Here is a 21,844-nt window from a genome sequence, read left to right on the forward strand (position 1 = left end):
ACAAATCAGAACGTGAGTAAATCAATCAATATAGTATCAAGCAGGGCTGTGCCACTCAGGGAAACCAATGTGGACACAGACCAGATCATTCCTGCCCGTTTCCTGAAAGCTACCAGCCGTGCAGGTTTTGGAAAGAACCTGTTCCGCGACTGGCGTTATGCGAATGATGACGAGAGCCAGCCACGCGCTGAATTCGTTCTCAATAACCCAACCTACTCCGGAAAGGTTTTGGTTGCCGGAAAGAATTTCGGTTGTGGATCATCGAGAGAGCATGCTGCCTGGGCCATCAAGGATCATGGATTCGATGTGGTAGTGAGCAGTTTCTTTGCTGACATTTTCCGCAACAATGCCCTCAACAATTTCCTGGTGCCTGTACAGGTAACCGATGAGTTTTTGGACCAGCTGTTTGCTGCCGTGGAGAAAGATCCTGCCACTGAAGTGGTGGTTAACGTGGAGGCACAAACGATTTCCGTTCCTGCTGCCGGACTGCAAAGCAGTTTCGACATCAACAATTACAAGAAAACCTGTCTGCTCAACGGCTATGATGATATCGATTATCTCCTTAGCATCAAACCAGCCATTGAAGCATTTGAACAACAACACAAATAAGGACGCTCTGAACCCTGAAACGATCAAACTATGGAAAAAAACATTGTAGTTATAGAAGGTGACGGTATCGGTCCTGAAGTGACCCGCCAGTCCGTAAAGGTGCTGAACACCATTGCTGAACAGTTCGGTCATACCTTTCATTATACCTATTGTCTGATGGGCGCCGATGCCATCGACAAAACCGGCAATCCCCTTCCTGATGAAACCATCGAAGCCTGTCTGAACAGCGATGCCATCCTGTTCGGCGCTATCGGGCATCCGAAATATGATAATGATCCTACCGCCAAAGTAAGGCCGGAACAAGGTTTGCTGAAGCTCCGCAAGAGCCTGCAACTGTTCGCCAATATCAGGCCGGTAACCACATACGCTTCTTTGCATCACCTGAGCCCGCTGAAAACAAAGAATATCGAAGGCGTTGACTTCGTGATCTTCCGTGAGCTGACCGGTGGTATCTACTTCGGTAAGAAAGAAGTGAACGAAGAAAGAACACAGGCCTCTGATGATTGCGTGTATACCCGTGAAGAGATCGAACGTGTATCACATCTCGCTTTCCAGTATGCGCAACAACGCAGGAAAAAGCTGACGCTGGTTGATAAGGCAAATGTGCTGGAAACATCCCGCCTCTGGCGCAAAGTAGTGCAGGAGATCGCTGCACAATATGCCGATGTGGCTGTCGACTTCCTGTTTGTTGACAATGCCGCGATGCAGATCATCCTGAACCCGAAACAATTTGATGTGGTGCTCACAGAGAATATGTTCGGCGATATCATCAGCGATGAAGCCAGTGTGATCAGTGGTTCACTGGGACTGCTGCCTTCCGCCAGTATCGGAAAAGGCGCTGCCCTGTTTGAGCCGATTCACGGTTCTTATCCGCAGGCTGCGGGTAAAGATATTGCCAATCCGCTGGGTTCCATTCTCAGTGCTGCCATGTTGCTGGACCATTTGGGACTGGCAAAGGAAGCGGCCCTGGTACGGGAAGCCGCAGAGTGGACATTGAGCAATAGTTTCGTTACCAAAGACATCGATCCCGTTAATTTTTATTTCACCAGCACCATCGGGGAACTGATCTGTGATTACGTTTCCAACAGGGTGCCAGGTGGTATCAATAAAGCAAATATTGAGTTGAGGAAATCAACCATTATTTAAGTTTTTTCCGAAAAGTTGCTTGCTACAGTTCTTTTTATCGACCGGCGGGTGTATATTCGCAGAACATCATCTCATTTATGTTCAAAAGCGGAATCATTAATATCATCTCTGTAGTCATCGCAATTATTATTGTGGTGGTGGTGATTATTATTCCCGGAACTCACGGAGGTGGTGCATAGCGATAACTAAAAAGTTTGAAGATACATAGCGACCCGCCTCCCAAGAGGCGGGTCGCTTTTTTTTATGCTAACAAACGCTGGTCATTTTAAAAATCTGAAGTCATGCCAACTTATTACAACCAGGATACCATTCTCTATTATAATGGAGAATACCTGAAAGCCGCCGAAGCCAAAACCGATCTGTACAGCCAGACCCTGCATTACGGGTACGGTGTATTTGAAGGAATCCGCTCTTACCGCACAGAGAGTGGCGAAACAAGGATCTTCAAGGCAGTTGAACATTATGAGAGGCTGAAAGCATCCGCTGAAGCGCTGAACCTGCCTTACTCCTGGAGTACCGATGAACTGATCGAAGCAACGTATGAAGTTCTGAAACGTAACGATCTTCAGAACGCATATATCCGCCCGCTGGTGTTTGCTCCTGCCAATATGGGCTTCAATCCGAATACCGAATCCAATATTGTGATCGCCGTTTGGGAAATGGGTTTGTTCCTGGGAGAAAAGAACCTTCGTGTTATGACCTCTCCCTGGCAAAGGCCCAACCCGCTTGGTTTCAAGATCCAGGCCAAGGCAACAGGCCATTATGTGAATTCCATCCTCGCCAGCCAGGATGCCAAGGCCAAAGGCTTTGACGAAGCGCTGCTACTGGATATGAGCGGACATGTGGCTGAAGGTCCCGGAGCCAATATGTTCTTTGAGAAAGACGGGATCGTATATACGCCATCGTTAGGAAATATCTTACCCGGCATCACTCGTGCAACAGTGATTGAAATGTGTGAAGAGCTTGGTATCAAAGTAGAGGAGAAAAAAATTACACCGGCAGAACTGAGATCCGCTGACAGTGCATTCTTCTGCGGCACTGCAGCTGAAGTGGTAGGCTTTGAATCGATAGACGACTACATCTTCCCGCAACCCTGGGAAAATTCCATTGGAAAGAAACTGCAAAAATTATATAAGGCAAAAGTCACAGAAGCCGGCGTAGCCGTCAGCTGATGTAACGGAAAAGAACAATCGCGGGCCTCCACGGAGATCCCGGCGTGGCGCCGGTTCCAGGCCATCATTCTCGAACTCAGAAAACAAAACGATAACAAAAAGCAATGGCACTCAACAAATATTCACGCACCATCACTCAGGATGTAACGCAACCCGCGGCACAGGCAATGTTATATGGCATCGGATTAACGGATGAAGATCTTGCCAAGGCGCAGGTGGGCATCGTCAGCATGGGCTACGATGGCAATACCTGTAATATGCACCTCAACGATCTGGCGGCTATCGTCAAGAAAGGCGTATGGGCGCAGGACCTGGTAGGGCTAATCTTCAACACCATCGGTGTTAGCGATGGTATCAGCAATGGTACAGAAGGTATGCGTTATTCTCTCGTGAGCCGCGATATCATTGCGGATAGCATCGAGGCTGTTTGTGGCGCACAATATTATGATTCACTGATCGCCATTCCGGGTTGTGACAAGAATATGCCCGGTTCCATCATCGCCATGGGAAGGCTGAACAGGCCCGCTATCATGGTGTATGGCGGCACTATCGCTCCGGGCCACTACAAAGGCCAGGACCTGAACATCGTTTCTGCATTCGAAGCATTGGGACAGAAACTGGCAGGCAATTTATCCGAAGCGGATTTCAAAGGCATCATCCAGCATTCCTGTCCGGGTGCAGGCGCCTGCGGCGGCATGTACACTGCCAATACCATGGCTTCAGCCATTGAAGCGCTGGGTATGAGCCTTCCGTATTCCTCTTCCAATCCTGCCCTCAGCGAAGAAAAGAAAGCCGAATGTATCGAAGCAGGTAAAGCCATCCGTCTCCTTCTCGAAAAAGATATCAAGCCCTCCGATATCATGACGCGCAAGGCATTTGAAAATGCCATCGTTACCATCATGGTCCTCGGCGGCAGCACCAACGCAGTACTCCACCTCATTGCCATGGCAAAGAGTGTAGGCGTTACCGTTACACAGGACGATTTTCAGGCAATCAGCAACAGGGTGCCAGTACTGGCCGATTTCAAACCCAGCGGCAAATACCTGATGCAGGACCTGCACAATCATGGAGGCGTTCCTTCCGTGATGAAGTACCTGCTGAAAAAAGGATTGCTGCATGGCGATTGTCTTACCGTTACCGGTAAAACCCTCGCAGAGAATCTTGAGTCAGTACCTGATCTCGATTTTGAAACACAGAAGATCATCGTTCCCCTCGAAACACCGCTCAAAGCCACCGGCCACCTGCAGATCCTTTACGGTAACCTGGCATCAGGCGGCAGCGTAGCCAAGATCAGCGGAAAAGAAGGTGAGTTCTTTGCTGGCCCTGCACGTGTGTTCGACGGAGAGTTCGAGCTGATCGCCGGTATCAACAGCGGCAAGATCCAGCACGGAGATGTAGTGGTGATCAGGAATGTTGGTCCGAAAGGAGCACCCGGTATGCCGGAAATGCTGAAGCCCACCTCTGCACTGATCGGTGCAGGACTTGGTAAAAGCATTGCCCTGATCACCGATGGAAGGTTCAGTGGAGGTACGCATGGATTTGTGGTAGGCCATATCACCCCCGAAGCTTATGAAGGTGGATTGATCGCACTGGTACAGGATGATGATCCAATTGAACTGGATGCAGTGAAGAACACCATCACGCTGAAAGTGTCTGAAGAAGAGATCGAAAAAAGAAAAGCGGCCTGGAAACAGCCGGCATTGAAAGTAACAAAAGGAATTCTATTCAAATACGCGAAGAGTGTTAAGAATGCAGCGGAAGGATGTGTAACCGATGAAGCATAATCAACTTAACCTCCAACATTAAAAAATAAATTATGAGCACAACAACGGCAGCGCCCACACAGCCTACGGAAGAGAAAAAAGCCTCCACCACTACTGTCAGTGGTTCAGTAGCCGTGCTGGAGGCGATCATCGCAGAAGGGGTGGATACCATTTTTGGCTACCCCGGCGGCGCTATCATGCCTATCTATGATGCACTGTATGATTACCAGGAGAAACTGAAACATATCCTCGTTCGTCATGAGCAGGGTGGGATCCACGCTGCGCAAGGGTTTGCGAGAACATCCGGGAATGTGGGCGTGGTGTTTGCCACCAGTGGCCCCGGTGCTACCAACCTGGTGACTGGTCTGGCCGATGCCATGATAGACAGTACACCGGTGGTTGCCATCACCGGTCAGGTGTTTGCACACCTGCTGGGTACCGATGCCTTCCAGGAAACAGATGTGATCAATATCACTACTCCGGTTACCAAATGGAATTACCAGGTGACCGATGCAACGGAGATCCCGGCTGTAATGGCGAAAGCTTTTTACATCGCACGCACCGGTCGCCCCGGTCCTGTATTGATCGATATCACGAAAAATGCACAACTGCAAAAATTCGATTACGAAGGATATACCAAATGCGAGCATATCCGCAGTTATCGTCCTAAACCGATCGTTCGCAAGGAGTACGTGAAAGAAGCAGCCGAACTGATCAATGCAGCAGAGAAGCCTTTCATTCTTTTTGGTCAGGGTGTGATCCTCGGTAAGGCAGAGCAGGAATTCAAGAAGTTCCTGGAGAAGAGCGGTATCCCCGCAGCCGCCACCATCATGGGTTTGAGCTCACTGCCAACTGATCATCCGCAGCACGTGGGTATGCTGGGTATGCACGGTAATTATGGTCCGAATGTACTCACCAATGAATGCGATGTACTCATTGCTATCGGAATGCGCTTTGATGACCGTGTAACCGGCCGTCTCGACAAATACGCCAAGCAGGCGAAAGTGATCCATCTCGATATCGATCCCGCAGAAATCGATAAAAATGTAAAAGCAACCGTTCCTGTCTGGGGCGATTGTAAAGAAACATTACCACTGCTCACAGAGCTCATCGAACCAAAAGTATATCCGCAATGGTTGCAGAAGTTCCGCGACTTTGAGCAGCAGGAAATAGATCAGTGTATTCATCCTGAGCTGCATCCTGAAACAGATATCCTCACAATGGGTGAAGTGATCCGCGTGCTCAACGAGCTTACCGGCGGAGATGCAGTGGTGGTAACAGATGTAGGCCAGCACCAGATGGTAGCCTGCCGCTACGCGAAATTCACGCAGAGCCGCAGCAATATCACCAGTGGTGGATTGGGAACGATGGGCTTTGCATTACCTGCTGCTATCGGCGCCAAATTCGGTGCGCCGGATCGTACAGTGGTGGCCGTTATAGGAGATGGAGGCTTCCAGATGACATTGCAGGAGCTCGGCACTATCATGCAGAGTGGCATAGATGTGAAGATCCTCATCCTCAACAACGAGTTCCTCGGAATGGTGCGCCAGTGGCAGCAACTCTTCCACGACAAGCGCTATTCCTTTGTGAATATCACCAGTCCTGATTTTGTGGCCCTCGCAAAATCTTATTATATCGATGGCTACCGCACCAGCGATCGTGCAGAACTGAGAGCTGCATTGCAAACCATGCTGGACCACAAGGGCTCTTACCTGCTGGAAGTGAAAGTAGGCAAGGAGAACAATGTGTTCCCGATGGTGCCACAGGGTTGCAGTGTAGCGGAGATCAGACTGAAATAAAAACAGGACCATTCAATTCAAACGTATGTCAACTTCGAAACAGGAATTCACAGTAACAGTATATACCGAAAACCAGATCGGCCTGCTCAACCGCATTGCCATCATGTTTTCACGCAGGAAAATAAATGTTGAAAGCCTCAACACTTCACCCAGTGAAGTGGATGGGATCCATCGCTTCACCATCGTGATCAATGAATTCGAGGAGGTGGTGAAGAAGCTGGTACGCCAGATCGAGAAGCAGGTGGAAGTATTGCGCGCCTACTACAATACCGGCGACGAGATCGTATGGCAGGAACTGGCCATGTACAAGGTTCCTACAGACGAGATCGCAGAAAAAGTAAAAGTGGAAAGGCTGCTCCGCGAGTACGGTGCACGCGCTGTTGTGATCCGTAAGGATTACACCGTGTTTGAGACCACTGGTCACCGCGAAGAGACCGATAAGCTCATCTCCGTACTGGAACCTTATGGGCTCATCGAGTTCGTAAGGAGTGCACGTGTGGCCATCATCAAGGCCAGCAGCGGCTTCCACGAAAAGCTGAAAGAATTTGAAGAAACCGTTCCCAGCGAAGAAGTGGTGGAGAACGAGTTCCTCAATCGCAATGACGAAGTATTCACAATGTAATTTCTATAACAAGCAACCAAGCTTTCTAACAACCATAAACAATTACGACAATGGCAAAACTCAATTTCGGCGGTGTTGAAGAAAATGTAGTAACCCGCGAAGAATTTCCTCTGGCCAAAGCGCAGTCAATCTTAAAGGATGAAGTAGTGGCCGTGATCGGTTACGGTGTGCAAGGTCCCGGACAAGCCCTCAATCAAAAAGACAATGGTGTGAATGTGATTGTAGGCCAGCGCAAGAATTCAAAAAGCTGGGATAAAGCCGTTCGTGATGGTTTTGTTCCCGGTGAAACCCTCTTCGAGATCGAAGAAGCGCTGCAACGCGGAACCGTGATCTGCTATCTGCTCAGCGATGCTGCACAGATCGCCATGTGGCCTACAGTAAAGAAATATCTGACTCCCGGCAAAGCCCTGTATTTCTCTCATGGCTTCGGTATCACTTATAATGATCAGACCGGTATCATTCCTCCTGCTGATGTGGACGTGTTCCTCGTAGCGCCCAAAGGTTCCGGTACATCACTCCGCAGGATGTTCCTGCAGGGCCGTGGTCTGAACAGCTCATACGCTATCTTCCAGGATGCAACAGGCCGCGCTTTTGAAAGAGTGGTGGCGCTGGGCATCGCTATCGGTAGCGGTTACCTGTTTGAAACTGATTTCAGGAAAGAAGTATTCTCCGATCTTACTGGTGAGCGCGGCACCCTGATGGGCGCTATCCAGGGCATCTTCGCTGCACAGTACGAAGTGCTGCGCAAAAAAGGTCACACGCCATCTGAAGCATTCAACGAAACTGTTGAAGAGCTCACACAATCCCTGATGCCATTGGTGGCTGAGAACGGAATGGACTGGATGTATGCCAACTGTTCTACCACTGCTCAACGCGGTGCACTGGACTGGTGGAAAAAATTCCGCGACGCTACACTGCCTGTATTCACTGAGCTGTATGAGAGTGTGGCAGCTGGTAAAGAAGCAGCCCGTTCTATCAGCAGCAACAGCCAGGTTGATTATCGTGAGAAACTGGAAGCAGAACTGAAAGAGCTCCGCGAAAGCGAACTGTGGCAAGCCGGTAAAACAGTGCGCAGTCTGCGTCCTGAAAACCAGGCGGCGCAACCTGCAAAAGCAGTAGCGGCCAATTAAGATTTTTTGCAAGGGTTATGCGGCGGCTGCCTGTGGCCAGCCTGCGGAATGGGGGGCTTCAGACCCCGGACCAACGGAACTGTTCACGGCAGTTGTCCGCCCCGCCCCTGCAATGATTGATGTAGTTTCGGAGAGCAGTCGCTCGCGTCCCCGCGAGTGACATTTATTGGCTCGCCTCTGGCGGGCACCGTGTCGCCGGAGGCGACAAAATAGTTGTCACTCGCGGGGACGCGAGCGACTGCACCCAAAAATGGCGGGCAGGCGCCTGAACCTGCAACAAAACATGAGCACTACTACAAACCTGATGGCGGCCCTCGAATTCCACAAAGCGGCTATGCGCCTGCGCAAAGTGGTGAACAGAACGCCCCTTCAGTATTCGCATAATCTAAGCCGTAAGTACGGGGCCCAGGTATATCTCAAGCGTGAGGATCTGCAGGTGGTGCGCTCCTACAAACTGCGCGGCGCCTACAATATGATGAGCAGCCTTGAACCGGGGGAAATGTCCAAAGGCGTGGTATGCGCAAGCGCCGGTAACCATGCACAGGGATTTGCTTTCTCCTGTAAAAGACTCAACGTGAAAGGTGTGGTGTTCATGCCCATCATTACACCCAATCAGAAGGTTTCACAAACCAAGATGTTCGGGGAAGATAATATCGAGATCAGGCTCGTTGGCGATACCTTCGACGATTGCGCTGCAGCAGCACGCGCATTCACTGAAGCCAATGGCATGACCTTCATCCCGCCATTTGATGATCTGCGCATCATTGAAGGACAGGGAACCGTAGGGCTGGAGATCCTGGAAGACCAGAGCGAAGTGGATTTCCTCTTTGTGCCCGTTGGCGGCGGCGGCCTCAGCGCCGGTGTTGGGTCTTACTTCAAAACCTATTCACCCAAAACAAAGATCATTGGCCTGGAGCCGGAAGGTGCACCCAGCATGAAACAGGCGCTGGAAGCAGGTCACCCGGTAACGCTTGATAATATCGAAAGATTTGTAGACGGCGCTGCCGTGAAAAGAGTAGGGGAGATCACCTTCGAACTATGCCGGGAAGTGCTCAGCGAAATGCACCTGGTGCCGGAAGGAAAAGTTTGTTCCACTATTCTCAAACTTTATAACGAAGATGCGATTGTGGTAGAGCCCGCAGGAGCACTCAGCATTGCTGCGCTGGACGACTATGCTGCACAGATCAAAGGGAAGACCGTGGTTTGCGTAGTGAGTGGCAGCAACAATGATATCGACCGCATGCAGGAGATCAAGGAACGCAGCCTTCAGTACGAAGGACTGAAACATTATTTCCTCATCCGGTTTGCCCAAAGGCCCGGCGCGCTGAAAGAATTTGTGAATCATGTACTGGGACAAGAAGACGATATCACCAGGTTTGAATATTATCAGAAACACAATAAGGAAACCGGACCTGCTTTGGTTGGGATCGAGCTCCGGAAGCGGGAAGATTATGATGCATTGCTGAAGAACATGCAGCAATACCAGATCAATTACACTGAGCTGAACAAAGACGATACGCTCTTCGGATATCTGGTGTAACAGGTTCTCTGGATAAAGGCAGGATTTAGTGTTGTAATAACACAATAAAAAAATTTTCGGGAAGTATATGAATCCACGAGATTCATGTATATATTTGCCACGTTCTAAGGAATAACTTATCAAGAAAGGCAGAGGGAAACGGGCCCGATGACGCCTTGACAACCTTCCAACAGAGCAGACATAGTGCATCGTCGTTTGTATAACTGTTGGAAAAGGTGCCAATTCCTACCCCCTGCCATGATGGGGGAAAGATAAGTCAGAGTATAGCTTTGAATGGTGAATATGCCTGTATGGGCATTCCTATATAATTGAAGCTCGTCTGACTATATATCAGATGAGCTTTTTTGTTTGCGCCTCCTCTGAAACCCAGTACCGGGCGCTTACATGTACGTTTGTTTAATAGTAGATTTTCTCATGTGACCGTTTGGTCTAACCAGGGATTGTTTTTACTTTCCCTGCTTTTTTTTAGAACCGCATTCACGTAGGGACAGTTGTAACAGGTTATTACACTTTGGTCAGGGTAATACGATGTTTCAAAGCGAAACAAAGGGCAAGTACTTTGCTTTAACTGTCTGAGCTATGAGAGAACAATATCGTCAACTGTATGAAAAAATGCTGGTTGAGATGGAAGACTGCGGTAAACGGTATGCCACTGAGAAAGAACAGATCGAATGCTGCTTTCAAACTTGCGAACGTAACTGGAATGCCTTACTGCAACTGCTGGATCATCGCCAGTTCCGCACCATCAATGATGAGATCTGGTTCTTCAAAACAGTGAAGCCGGCCTTTACCGGAATGCTGGAATACTTTGCACTGGTGTATAAAGCTGCGTTGTTCCACCCGGAATCAGGCAGCGATGTACAGGAGATCAGTAATTTCTGGAGAAAAGAGCTACGCCACGCCGAAAAATTCCTCGAAGAGAACGAACAATTCTATCACTATTACAAGACGGGCAGAACTGAAATGGACGAAGTTTATTTTGTCCGTACAGTCCATCCGCAAGATCCCTCTGTGCCCGTTGCATACAGAAGTCATCACGGGACCATCTCCTTTCACAACAACTCTTCCCACGACGGCCTGTTCGCCGCCATCCAGGCCCGCGACAAATACCTCAGCTACGTAAAACGAAAAATTCAAACGGTTGAATCACAGTAAGTTTGATGTTGTGCCGCTATTTTTTTAGTTAAACCTGCATACTGCCATAGGGGTAAGCCATTTTCCGGTTGTCATATTAATAAAGGTCAATTGGGCGAAGCAGTTATCTTTGGCGCCAGATTTCAAAATCTACGAATGGCAGTATCGGAAGCAGGGAGTACACACTTGCTGGGCACAGCATTTGAGAATGTTTTTAAAAGTCATTTTAAGAGCCTTCACTCCTATGCATATACGATAGTTAAAGATGATATGGTTGCTGAAGAGATGGTCCAGAACGTATTCTGCAAGATCTGGGAAAAGAAAGGACATCTCGAGATTGAAACTTCGCTCACCGCTTATCTGTACAGGGCCGTTTACAACGAAAGCCTGAATCACATCAAACATCAGAAAGTAAGATTGGCCTATCAGGCGCATGCCTCTTATCAAATGAAAGAGCAGACTGATTCTGCTTCAAAAAAAGTATTGTTGAGCGACCTTGAACAAAAGTTGCGGAAAGCCATGAGCGAGCTTCCGGAACAATGCCGCACCATTTTCCAGATGAGCCGTTTTGAAGAACTCAAATACCAGGAGATTGCCGACCGGCTGGGCATCTCCATCAAAACCGTAGAAAACCAGATGGGGAAGGCACTCAAATTGCTGCGAAGCAAATTGATAGACTTCCTGCCACTGTTATTGATAATCCTGACCAACCTCTAAAACGAAAACTGATTGAATGCCGAATTTTACAATATAAGTGATGACCTGCTGGTGAAATACCTGTTGGGTGAGGCGTCTGCCGGTGAACGGAAAGAGGTGGAGCAATGGATCGATGCCAACCCTGACCATCAGCGTTATTATGAGCAGTTCAAATTCATCTGGGACGAAAGCCAGGAACTGGCAGCCAAAAGTTCCGTGAATGAGAACGATGCCTGGAAAAGATTCCAGCAGCGGATCAGTGGCGAAGAAACCCGCCCCGTAATGACCGTGGTGGAACCCGCACGCACAAAATGGTACGATACGCGCATAGCCGCCGCCGTTATCATGCTGGTGGGAGTGGCCGCCCTGCTCTTTTTTATTCTTGTGCCATTCAAGTCCAATAAACAAGTAGTGCTGGCCACGCAAACCCAGTCAAAGGCCGAAACACTGCCCGATGGTTCGGTTGTTACCCTCAATAAGAATTCCACCATCTCCTATGCAGATGCTTTCAGGGGAAAGGACAGATCTGTGAAACTCAATGGCGAAGCCTTCTTTCAGGTGAAAGCAGATAAAGCGAAACCATTCATCGTTACCATCAATGATGTTACCATTACTGTTCTGGGTACTTCCTTCAATGTAAAAAGCAATAAAGGGAAAACGGAAGTGGTGGTGGAAAGCGGAATGGTGAAAGTGGAGCACGCTGCAAAGTCCGTGCAGCTGAAGCAAAAAGAAAAACTGGAGATCGAAACCGGTGATACGGTTCTGGTGAAGGAACCTGTAACAGATCAGTTCTATAAATTCTACCGGACACGCGAATTTGTTTGCGATGATACTCCGCTCTGGAAGTTAGTACAGGCAATGAACGAATCCTACAATGTGAATATCCGGATCGAAAATCCTTCATTCAGGAATATACAGTTCACGGGAACTTATTACAATATGTCGTTGCAGGAATTGCTCGATATGATCGTAGAAACTTCCTATCCATTATATGAGATCACCGTGGAAAGAAAGGATTCCCTCATCATACTGAAATAGGCATAGTACAGCAGCATGAGAACAATAATCAATGTGAAAAAGACGGGCCTTTGCGCTTTGCTCTCCTTACTATTCTTTTTCCTTTATCAAACCGGTAAGGGACAAACGCCGTTGAACCGCACGGTAACGCTGGAAGTGAATCGCCAGCAACTGGCCCATGTACTGGAGATCCTCAGTAACAAGGCTAATTTCTATTTTTCCTACAACAGCAATATCGTTCGTAAAGACAGTCTGGTTTCACTTAATGTGCAGAGCAGGTCTGTAGGCTATATCCTCCGCTTGCTTTTCAATGAAGGCTATGAGTTCAAGGAGAGTGGCAACTATATCATCATCCGCCGCAGGCCCATCCAGGTGCCGCTGATCACCACACAGGCCGCAAGTGAAGAAAACCTTTACTATGTTTCCGGTTATATTTTCGATGACCAGACCGGTGACCGGGTAGTGAATGCGAGCGTTTTTGAAAAAGACCAGCTGGCCTATGCGCAAACCAATACAGAAGGTTTTTTCAAACTGAAGCTGAAGAGCCGATATAAGCAGGCGAGCATCACCGTTAGTAAGCAATATTATGCCGATACCACGGTTACCATTCGTCCAAAATTCAACCAGGAACTTTCCATCACCATCATGCCGGTGGAGATCTCCGATCAGACCACCATCATTGGTCCATATACCTTCCAGGCGCCTGATTCCATCGTGATCGCCGTCCGTAGTCCGGACAGTACGCACTGGCTCTACACTTACCGGAAGACTGATTCCGTGATGGTGGAAAAAACTGCCATGGGAAAATTCCTGGTGAGCACCATGCAGCAGATCCAAAGTATCAACCTCAGCAAATTCTTTACTGTTCGCCCTTACCAGGTATCGCTGGTGCCAGGGATCAGTTCGAATGGAAAACTGAACAGCCAGGTGATCAACAATTTTTCATTCAATATCCTCGGTGGTTACTCCGGTGGTGTGAATGGATTTGAGTTGGGTGGCCTGTTCAATATCAATAAGAAAGATGTACGTTTTGTGCAGATCGGTGGTTTGCTCAATGTGGATGGTAAGAGTTTTACCGGTGTGCAGATTGCAGGTATACACAATACTGTTCTCGATAGTGTGAATGGCTGGCAGATTGGTGGTATCGGCAACTTCGTGAAGCGCAATGTGAATGGCTGGCAAATCGGTGGTATTTACAATCATACGGGAGGCACATTCAAAGGTGTACAACTGAGTGGTATTGCCAATTTTGCCGGAAAAGAATTCAAGGGGTTGCAGGGTAGTGGCAATTACAATGTGGCGGGTAATGCATTTGTTGGCGCACAGATCGCTGGCACCATCAACTTTGCGCGAGGCAATACCCTGGGAGCGCAACTCGCCGGGAATGGGAATATCAACTGGAAGGATTTCGAAGGCGCGCAGATCAGCGGCCTGGCGAACCTGAATGGAAGACATATGAATGGCGCGCAGATCGCGGGTTTGGGCAATATCAACGGAGGAGAAATGAGAGGCGCACAGATCTCGAGTTTGCTGAACTATACAAAAAAACTCAGGGGTGTTCAGATCGGTCTGGTGAATATTGCCGATACTTCCGATGGTTACAGTATCGGTTTGATCAATATCATTTTCAAAGGTTATCATAAGCTCAGTTTGTATACCAATGATGTGCTGCCTTTCAATGGCGCATTCAAAACCGGTAACAGTAAATTGTACAGCATCCTGCTGGCTGGTGTGAGTGTGGGTTATGGCAATGATACAATTGACAAAGCGTGGAGCTTCGGTTATGGTATTGGCCGCGAATGGCCGGTAGCAAAGAAATGGGCGCTGAATACGGAACTTACTTCGCAACATATCTACCTGGGCGACTGGGATCATATCAATCTCCTGAACCGTGTGAACGTCAACGCGTATTTCAAGATCAACAAGCTGATCAGTGTTTTTGCCGGCCCGGCTTTCTCTGTTTATTATTCAGACCAGACCATCAAGAAAGATGGATTCAAGCTGGACATGGCGCCTGATAGTCATTTCAAATTCAGCGACCGCGTGAAAGCCTGGTTCGGATTCAGCGCTGGTATCGATTTCTTCTAACCTGTTTCGGTCAGGGCAATAATCACTAACCAAACATTAACAATTCGATTGTTTGAATTCCATAATTTTGGAATATGGCCAAAAGTGAATCGATCCAGGAATTCCACCAACGCAATAATCTTGCTTTCACGCCTGCAGCATGGGGCAGCGGACCACCGCGTCATGCACTTGGGCAGATCAATGTATTCCGTCGTCAGGATCTTGGTTGTAAAGCTGCTACGCCCTACAATCGCCGCGATTATTACAAGATCTCGCTGGTGATCGGACAGGGCGTATTGCATTATGCAGACAAGAGCATATTGATTGATAAAGATGCCTTGTTGTTCTCCAATCCTAATATCCCTTACAGTTGGGAAGCCCTTTCCGAAAAGCAATGCGGCTTCTTCACTTTGTTCACCCAGGATTTTATTTCGAGAACAGACAGCCTGCAGGATTCAACATTGTTCAGGATCGGGAGCGAGCCCGTGATGTTCGTTGATGAAACACAGAAATCCTTCTATCATGATATCTTCACCAGGATGCTGGCTGAGATTGAATCTGAGTATGTTCATAAATATGATGTACTGCGGAATTATGTGAACCTCATTCTGCATGAGGCCATGAAAACGCAGCGGGGAAGTATCACTTACTCACATCCCAATGCGGCCACCCGTATTGCTGCGTTGTTCATCGAATTGCTGGAACGACAATTCCCCATCGATACACAGGATCATGTGCTTTGTTTAAAGACGGCCAGTGATTACGCGAAGCATATGAATATTCACGCAAACCACCTCAATCGCGCAGTGAAAGAGGTTACCGGAAAGACCACTACCGAGCATATTGCGGAACGTATAACAAAGGAAGCTAAAGCGTTGTTAATGCATACCAAATGGAATGTTTCCGAGGTTGCCTATAGTCTGGGATATGAACATCCTGCATATTTTACTAATTTCTTCAAAAAACAAACAGGTTCCAGCCCCAATAATTTCAGGGCTGAACAGGCTGTTGTTTGATTTTTATAAGTTATTGTTTGAAAAGTTCAACTGAAAAGAACTGCATCCTTCTTACTTTTACTTTTTAAAACACGCCGGCGCCACACACCGCTATTGCAGTTTCCTGATTCCTTCTGAAGCAGGCACCCAGCGCAACTGCAGCGAAAAGGCGGGTTAAGAGCATCTTGCCATCTTGCATCCATTCTTAAAGTGTAAACAAAAACACGATCCTGACGGATCAGTGGATTGTATTGCCCTGACTATACAAGCCGCTGCCTGCAGATCTTCACAACCAATTGTTTCAATGCATGTCAGCTAAACACATGAAGAACCTGGCCGGAGTTGCCCTGTTGCTTTTTAGCGCAACGCATACGATGGCGCAGACGCTTACGCTCAAAGACGCTGTGCAGACAGCCATGAAGAATTACGGCACCATCAGGGCGAAGGAACAGTATGCGAAAGCTTCCGGAGCCTCGGTGCAACAGTCGAAAAAAGAATATCTGCCAGACCTGAATCTCAGCTGGCAACAGGATTACGGAACCGTGAACGGACAAACAGGTCCCTTGTATGGCTACCGGGGAGGCGCAGTTGCTTCTGCCGGACCTGCGCTTTCATCGCAGAATTACAATGCTGCTTTCGGCGCATTGTACCTCGCCAACGTGAGCTGGGATTTTTTCAGTTTTGGAAAGGCAAAGGAAAAGATCGAAGTATCCAAAGCCACACTGGCCCGTGATGAAAGCGATTTCCACCAGGAACAGTTCCAGCACAGCATCCGCGTAGCCGGAGCTTACCTGAACCTGCTGGCGGCTCAACGATTATCAGGTTCCTGGCAACGCAACCTGGAACGCGCCCTGCAGATCCGCGAAGTGGTACTGGTAAGGGCGCGTAACGGACTGAATGCCGGAGTGGATTCCTCACTCGCCAATGCAGAAGTGAGCAATGCGCGGATGGCGCTTACCCGCGCAAAGGATTATGAACAGGAGCAGGGTAATATCCTGTCGCGATACCTGGGTGTTCCTGCACAGGATTTCCAGCTGGATACCTTGTTCATCGCGCGTATTCCCGGAGCATTGCAGGATCAGCCATCCACGCAATTGCACCCGCTGCTTGACTTTTATCGCAAGCGCATCGATCTCAGCAATGAACAGCAGGTATACCTGAAGAAATTCAATTACCCCACATTCACACTCTTCGGTGTTTTCCAGGGAAGAGGTTCCGGATTCCATAACAATTACGGCATCCTTGATCAGAACCTCGATGCCTATACGAAGGATTATTTCAAGGGAGTAGAGCCAAACCGCTACAATTATCTCCTGGGTGTGGGGATGATCTGGAACCTGACCACACCATTGCGCATACACCAGCAGGTTAGTTCACAGAAATTCATTTCGCAGGCATTGCAGAGTGAGTATGAACTGGCCGATCAGCAACTGAAGGCGCAACTGGCATTGTCTGCCACACGCATCAGTAATTCGCTGGACAATTACAAGGAAGTTCCCGTGCAGCTGAAAGCTGCCGGTGATGCATACCTGCAGAAATCCGTGTTGTACAGGAATGGCCTTACCAATATGGTGGATGTAACGCAGGCATTGTATGCGCTGAACCGTGCGGAAACAGACAGGGATATCGCCTACAGCAATGTATGGCAGGCGCTGTTGCTGAAAGCAGCCGCCAGTGGCGACCTGAACCTGTTCATGAATGAATTCTAATAGACAAGCTGATCAATAAAAAAATATTATGGGCTTAATCAGAAGCGGTTTAAGAAAACCAATCTCGGTACTGGTGATCGTTGCAGGATTACTGTTCTTCGGGATCAGCGCTGTGAATAAGATCAAGGTAGACATCTTCCCGAATATGAACCTACCCGTGATCTATTTGTCGCACCCCTACGGAGGTTTCACGCCTGCGCAGATGGAGGCATATTTTGGAAAACAATACATCAATATCCTGCTGTATGTGAACGGTGTGAAATCCATCGAAACAAAAAACGTACAGGGGCTCACCCTGATGAAGATCTCTTTCTATCCCGGCACCAATATGGCGCAGGCGGCGGCAGAGCTGAGTGCATTCAGCAACCGCGCGCAGGCCATCTTTCCACCGGGATCGCAGCCTCCTTTCATCATGCGTTTCGATGCCAGTACATTGCCCGTAGGGCAATTGGTATTGCGCAGCGATGTAAGAAGCAATAATGAACTGATGGATATGGCCAACGTGTACGTGCGTTCAGCATTCACATCTATTCCCGGCCTGGTTGGCTCACCGCCCTTTGGTGGAAATATCAGGACCATCGTTATCAAAGCTGATCCTGAGTTGATGCGTTCGCACAATTTGACCCCTGACCAGTTGGTGGAATCAGTTCGTCTCAATAACCAGGCAACGCCATCCGGTAACGTTCGGATAGGAGATTACAACTATCTCACACCAAGCAATACCACCATAAAGAATGTAAAGGATTTCGAGAATATTCCCTTGTATAAAGGAGGCGCACATAATTTATACCTGCGTGATGTAGCCACTGTGGAAGATGGAGCAGATGTTACAGTGGGGTACGCGATGGTGAATGGCAAAAGATCCGTGTACCTCAGTGTGGGAAAATCAGCTGATGCCAGTACCTGGGAAGTGGTGCAGAAATTGAAAGCAGCGCTGCCGAAGTTCCAGGCGCAGTTGCCCGAGGATGTGCATCTTACCTATGAATTCGATCAGAGCGTGTATGTGATCAATGCCGTGAAGAGCCTGATCAGTGAAGGCATCATCGGCGCCATACTCACCGGCCTGATGGTATTGTTGTTCCTGGGCGATACGCGTGGAGCCCTGATCGTTATACTCACCATTCCCACGTCCATTATTTCAGGTGTATTGTTTTTGCAGTTGTTCGGACAAACCATCAATATCATGACGCTGAGCGGCCTCTCGCTGGCCATCGGTATCCTGGTGGATGAGAGTACCGTGACGATAGAGAATATACACCAGCACCTGGATATGGGCAAGCCGAAAGCGCTGGCCATCTGGGATGCCTGTAAGGAGATCGCATTCCCGAAACTGTTGATCCTGCTCTGTATCCTGGCAGTGTTTGCACCAGCATTGAGCATGGAAGGTATTCCGGGATCATTGTTCCTGCCGCTTTCACTGGCCATCGGCTTCTCGATGATCACCAGTTATATTCTGAGTCAGACATTCGTACCTGTAATGGCCAACTGGCTGATGAAAGGGCATAAACATAAAAAGAAGAAAAAAGAACAAACAGAAGATGAAGCAGCATTCGCAGCATCGGAATTATCGCCCGCATCTGAATCAGACACATGGGACCAGAAAAAAGTGTTGGTAGAAAGGGAAGACAGTAATCGCGATGGTAAGATCAGTGGTTTTGAAAGATTCCGTGCGCGGTTCCTTCGCTTCCTGGAAAGGTTATTACCTGTGAGAAAACCCGTGGTGGCCCTGTATGTAGTGCTGGTGCTGGGTGGCGCCTGGCTGATGTTGAACAGTATCGGAAGGGATGTATTACCGAAAGTGAATGGCAATCAATTCCAGGTGAGACTGAGAGCCCCGGATGGAACGAGGATCGAAAGAACGGAGGACAAGATGATCCGGGTAACGAAGATCGTTGAAGATCTGGTAGGCAAGGAGAATATCGGTATTACATCGGCGTATATCGGCCAGCACCCCGGCCAGTTCTCTATCAGTCCTATTTACCTCTTCATGAGTGGTCCGCATGAAGCAGTATTGCAGGTGAGTTTGAAAGAGGAGTATCACACGAACATGGATCAGATCAAGGAAAAGATGCGTGCAAAGATCAGTGAAGAGATACCTGACCTGCGCATGTCCTTTGAGCCGATCGAGCTTACAGACAAGATCCTGAGCCAGGGATCGCCCACGCCGATCGAAGTGAGATTATCGGGAAGAAATAAAAAAGTGAACGAAGAGTACGCGGAAAAAGTAATCGAAAAACTGAAAGCCATTCCTTACCTGCGTGATGTGCAACTGGCGCAGAGCATCAAGTATCCTGCGTTGAAGGTGAATATCGACCGGGTACGTGCCGCACAGCTGGGAGTGGATGTGAACGATGTGAGCAGGTCCCTGACCACCAGCACTTCTTCCAGCCGGTATACCGACAAGAATGTTTGGCTGGACGAACGCAGCGGGCTGAGCTATGCCGTTCAGGTGCAGGTACCTGAGAATAAGATGACCGAAGTGAACAGTATCGGTGAAATACCTGTTCTGAGAAATACGCCCCGTCCTATTCTTAGCGATGTGGCCACAATCGAGCCGGACACTACTTACGGCGAAGCCGATAACCTCGGTGCGATGCCCATCATTTCCGTGACTGCCAATATCAACGGAAAAGACCTCGGCACTGCCACCAAAGATGTGAAAGCAGCTTTAACTACATTGGGCGAGCTGCCCCGTGGTCTGATAGTGGAACCGATCGGATTGAGTACGGTGCTTACTGAAACGCTGGATAACCTGGAATCAGGATTGCTGGTAGCGATCATCGTGATCTTCCTGATGCTGGCCGCCAATTACCAGAGTTTCAAAGTGTCGCTGGTTGTACTCACTACAGTGCCGGCCGTATTGTTAGGTGCACTGGGAATGTTGCTGCTGACAGGATCTACGCTTAACCTTCAGAGTTATATGGGTATCATCATGTCGGTAGGCGTAAGTATCGCCAATGCCGTATTGCTGATTACCAATGCAGAACATTTGCGCAGGCATAGCGGCGATGCGCTGGGAGCAGCCAGGGAAGCGGCGGCGCTTCGTCTTCGTCCTATCCTCATGACCTCCGTGGCCATGGTAGCCGGTATGATCCCCATGGCAACTGGCTGGGGTGAAGGTGGTGAACAAACGGCACCGTTAGCGAGGGCAGTGATAGGGGGACTGATCGCTTCCACTGTTGCAGCGCTGGTGATGCTGCCGCTGGTATTCGCCTGGCTGATGAAGAAGACCAACACACAATCCGTATCTCTCGACCCAACTGATAAAGAAAGTAAACATTTTATATCGTCTTTGTATGAAAGCAATCAACCATAACCATTTGTTCATTGCAGGCTCATTGCTGCTGGGAGCCATCACTATCAGCAGTTGTAATTCAACGGAAGGTAAAACGGCTGAAAAGCCCGTTGCTGCTGCCATTGCAGCTACTCCTGCCACTGAAGTGTTTGCATTGGAACGCGGACAACTATCCACTTCCCTTCAACTCCCCGGCGAGCTCACTGCTTTCCAGCAGGCAGACCTGTATGCAAAGGAGAACAGCTATGTAAGAAAGATCTATGCAGATATCGGTTCAACGGTGAGCCAGGGACAATTGCTGGCATCGCTCGATGCGCCTGAATTGAATTCCCGTCTGGCTGCTGCAGCCAGCAGGTTGAAAAGCCAGGAAGCATTGTACACCGCCAGCAACGCACTGTACAAGCGACTCTTTGAAACCAGTAAAACGCCGGGCACCATTTCTCCGAACGATCTGGAGCAGGCCGAAGCAAAACGTGATGCCGATCTCGCACAACTCGAAGCCGCCAAAGCAGCTTACAAAGAAGTGACCGTGATGCGCGATTACCTGGAGATCCGTGCTCCATTCGCTGGTGTGGTGAGCGCGCGTAATGTGAATACCGGCGCCTATGTTGGTCCGAACGGGAAAACAGTATTGCCCTTGTTCACTTTACAGGAGCAGAAACATCTGCGTTTGGCAGTAGCCATTCCGGAAGCCTACACTGGTTTCATCCAGAAGCAACATGATGTGAAATTCCAGGTGAAGGCACTGCCCGGCAGGATCTTTACGGCAAGCATCAAAAGGCAGGCCGGCGCGCTGGACGACAGGCTGCGTGCAGAACGCGTGGAGATGGACGTGTACAACAACGATCTGAAATTATTACCCGGAATGATCGCGGAAGTGAAGATCCCATTCCCCGGAAAGGATAGTACCTTTATTGCTCCCAAATCCGCCGTGGTCAATTCCCCTGAACGCGTATTCGTGATCCGTATCGAAAATGGAAAAGCCGTTTGGGTAGATGTACAGAAAGGCCGGGAAGCCGATGGAAAAGTAGAGATCTTCGGTTCACTTCAGCCCGGCGACCAACTGGTAAAGACTGGTAGTGAAGAAATCCGCAATGGTTCTGATGTTAAAAATACAAAGACGGCTCAGTAAGGTTTGTATTCAGTAACA

Annotated in this window: 16 protein-coding genes and 1 riboswitch; all 16 genes read left to right on the plus strand. The window is 48.8% G+C overall.

Annotated features, from left to right (window positions below; genetic code table 11):
* The first annotated feature begins 12 nt into the window (after nt 1-12).
* The 16 genes from leuD to FSB84_RS12905 all read left to right on the plus strand — a co-directional run bounded on the left by leuD (nt 13) and on the right by FSB84_RS12905 (nt 21,826).
* Nucleotides 13-609, plus strand: coding sequence for a 3-isopropylmalate dehydratase small subunit (gene leuD, locus FSB84_RS12830; RefSeq protein WP_130544547.1), 597 nt, complete (start codon nt 13-15; stop codon nt 607-609).
* Nucleotides 610-639: 30 nt separating this feature from the next.
* The gene (gene leuB / locus FSB84_RS12835; RefSeq protein WP_130544546.1) at nt 640-1,755 is read left to right on the plus strand and encodes a 3-isopropylmalate dehydrogenase; all 1,116 of its coding nucleotides are present in this window, start codon (nt 640-642) and stop codon (nt 1,753-1,755) included.
* 281 nt (nt 1,756-2,036) lie between these two features.
* The gene (locus FSB84_RS12840; RefSeq protein WP_130544545.1) at nt 2,037-2,927 is read left to right on the plus strand and encodes a branched-chain amino acid transaminase; all 891 of its coding nucleotides are present in this window, start codon (nt 2,037-2,039) and stop codon (nt 2,925-2,927) included.
* Between the two features lie 104 nt (nt 2,928-3,031).
* Entirely contained in the window at nt 3,032-4,711 is a 1,680-nt protein-coding gene (gene ilvD / locus FSB84_RS12845) for a dihydroxy-acid dehydratase (protein WP_130544544.1), read from the plus strand.
* A 32-nt stretch (nt 4,712-4,743) separates the two neighbouring features.
* A complete protein-coding gene (gene ilvB, locus FSB84_RS12850; RefSeq protein WP_130544543.1) occupies nt 4,744-6,489 on the plus strand; it encodes a biosynthetic-type acetolactate synthase large subunit in 1,746 nt (581 codons plus the stop codon).
* A 25-nt stretch (nt 6,490-6,514) separates the two neighbouring features.
* Complete coding sequence (gene ilvN / locus FSB84_RS12855; protein ID WP_130544542.1) at nt 6,515-7,111, plus strand: acetolactate synthase small subunit; 597 nt, start codon at nt 6,515-6,517, stop codon at nt 7,109-7,111.
* Nucleotides 7,112-7,161: 50 nt separating this feature from the next.
* Complete coding sequence (ilvC, locus tag FSB84_RS12860; RefSeq protein WP_130544541.1) at nt 7,162-8,241, plus strand: ketol-acid reductoisomerase; 1,080 nt, start codon at nt 7,162-7,164, stop codon at nt 8,239-8,241.
* Nucleotides 8,242-8,524: 283 nt separating this feature from the next.
* Complete coding sequence (gene ilvA / locus FSB84_RS12865; protein WP_262713805.1) at nt 8,525-9,781, plus strand: threonine ammonia-lyase IlvA; 1,257 nt, start codon at nt 8,525-8,527, stop codon at nt 9,779-9,781.
* A 113-nt stretch (nt 9,782-9,894) separates the two neighbouring features.
* Nucleotides 9,895-10,039, plus strand: a riboswitch (SAM riboswitch).
* Nucleotides 10,040-10,360: 321 nt separating this feature from the next.
* Complete coding sequence (locus FSB84_RS12870; protein ID WP_130544540.1) at nt 10,361-10,936, plus strand: RteC domain-containing protein; 576 nt, start codon at nt 10,361-10,363, stop codon at nt 10,934-10,936.
* A gap of 135 nt (nt 10,937-11,071) precedes the next feature.
* Nucleotides 11,072-11,632, plus strand: coding sequence for an RNA polymerase sigma-70 factor (locus FSB84_RS12875; protein WP_130544539.1), 561 nt, complete (start codon nt 11,072-11,074; stop codon nt 11,630-11,632).
* Nucleotides 11,633-11,644: 12 nt separating this feature from the next.
* Nucleotides 11,645-12,649 (plus strand): FecR domain-containing protein, encoded by a 1,005-nt coding sequence (locus FSB84_RS12880; RefSeq protein ID WP_130544538.1) that lies wholly within the window; start codon nt 11,645-11,647, stop codon nt 12,647-12,649.
* A 15-nt stretch (nt 12,650-12,664) separates the two neighbouring features.
* Nucleotides 12,665-14,716, plus strand: a complete 2,052-nt coding sequence (locus FSB84_RS12885; RefSeq protein ID WP_130544537.1) for a peptidase associated/transthyretin-like domain-containing protein — start codon at nt 12,665-12,667, stop codon at nt 14,714-14,716.
* 74 nt (nt 14,717-14,790) lie between these two features.
* A complete protein-coding gene (locus tag FSB84_RS12890) occupies nt 14,791-15,711 on the plus strand; it encodes a helix-turn-helix domain-containing protein (protein ID WP_130544536.1) in 921 nt (306 codons plus the stop codon).
* A gap of 287 nt (nt 15,712-15,998) precedes the next feature.
* A complete protein-coding gene (locus tag FSB84_RS12895; RefSeq protein WP_192909910.1) occupies nt 15,999-17,399 on the plus strand; it encodes a TolC family protein in 1,401 nt (466 codons plus the stop codon).
* Nucleotides 17,400-17,427: 28 nt separating this feature from the next.
* Nucleotides 17,428-20,715 (plus strand): efflux RND transporter permease subunit, encoded by a 3,288-nt coding sequence (locus FSB84_RS12900; protein WP_130544535.1) that lies wholly within the window; start codon nt 17,428-17,430, stop codon nt 20,713-20,715.
* Entirely contained in the window at nt 20,696-21,826 is a 1,131-nt protein-coding gene (locus FSB84_RS12905) for an efflux RND transporter periplasmic adaptor subunit (RefSeq protein ID WP_130544534.1), read from the plus strand. The genes FSB84_RS12900 and FSB84_RS12905 overlap by 20 nt, the downstream gene beginning before the upstream one ends.
* The last annotated feature ends 18 nt before the right edge of the window (nt 21,827-21,844 follow it).

The organism is Pseudobacter ginsenosidimutans (assembly GCF_007970185.1).
GTDB classification, from domain to species: Bacteria; Bacteroidota; Bacteroidia; order Chitinophagales; family Chitinophagaceae; genus Pseudobacter; species Pseudobacter ginsenosidimutans.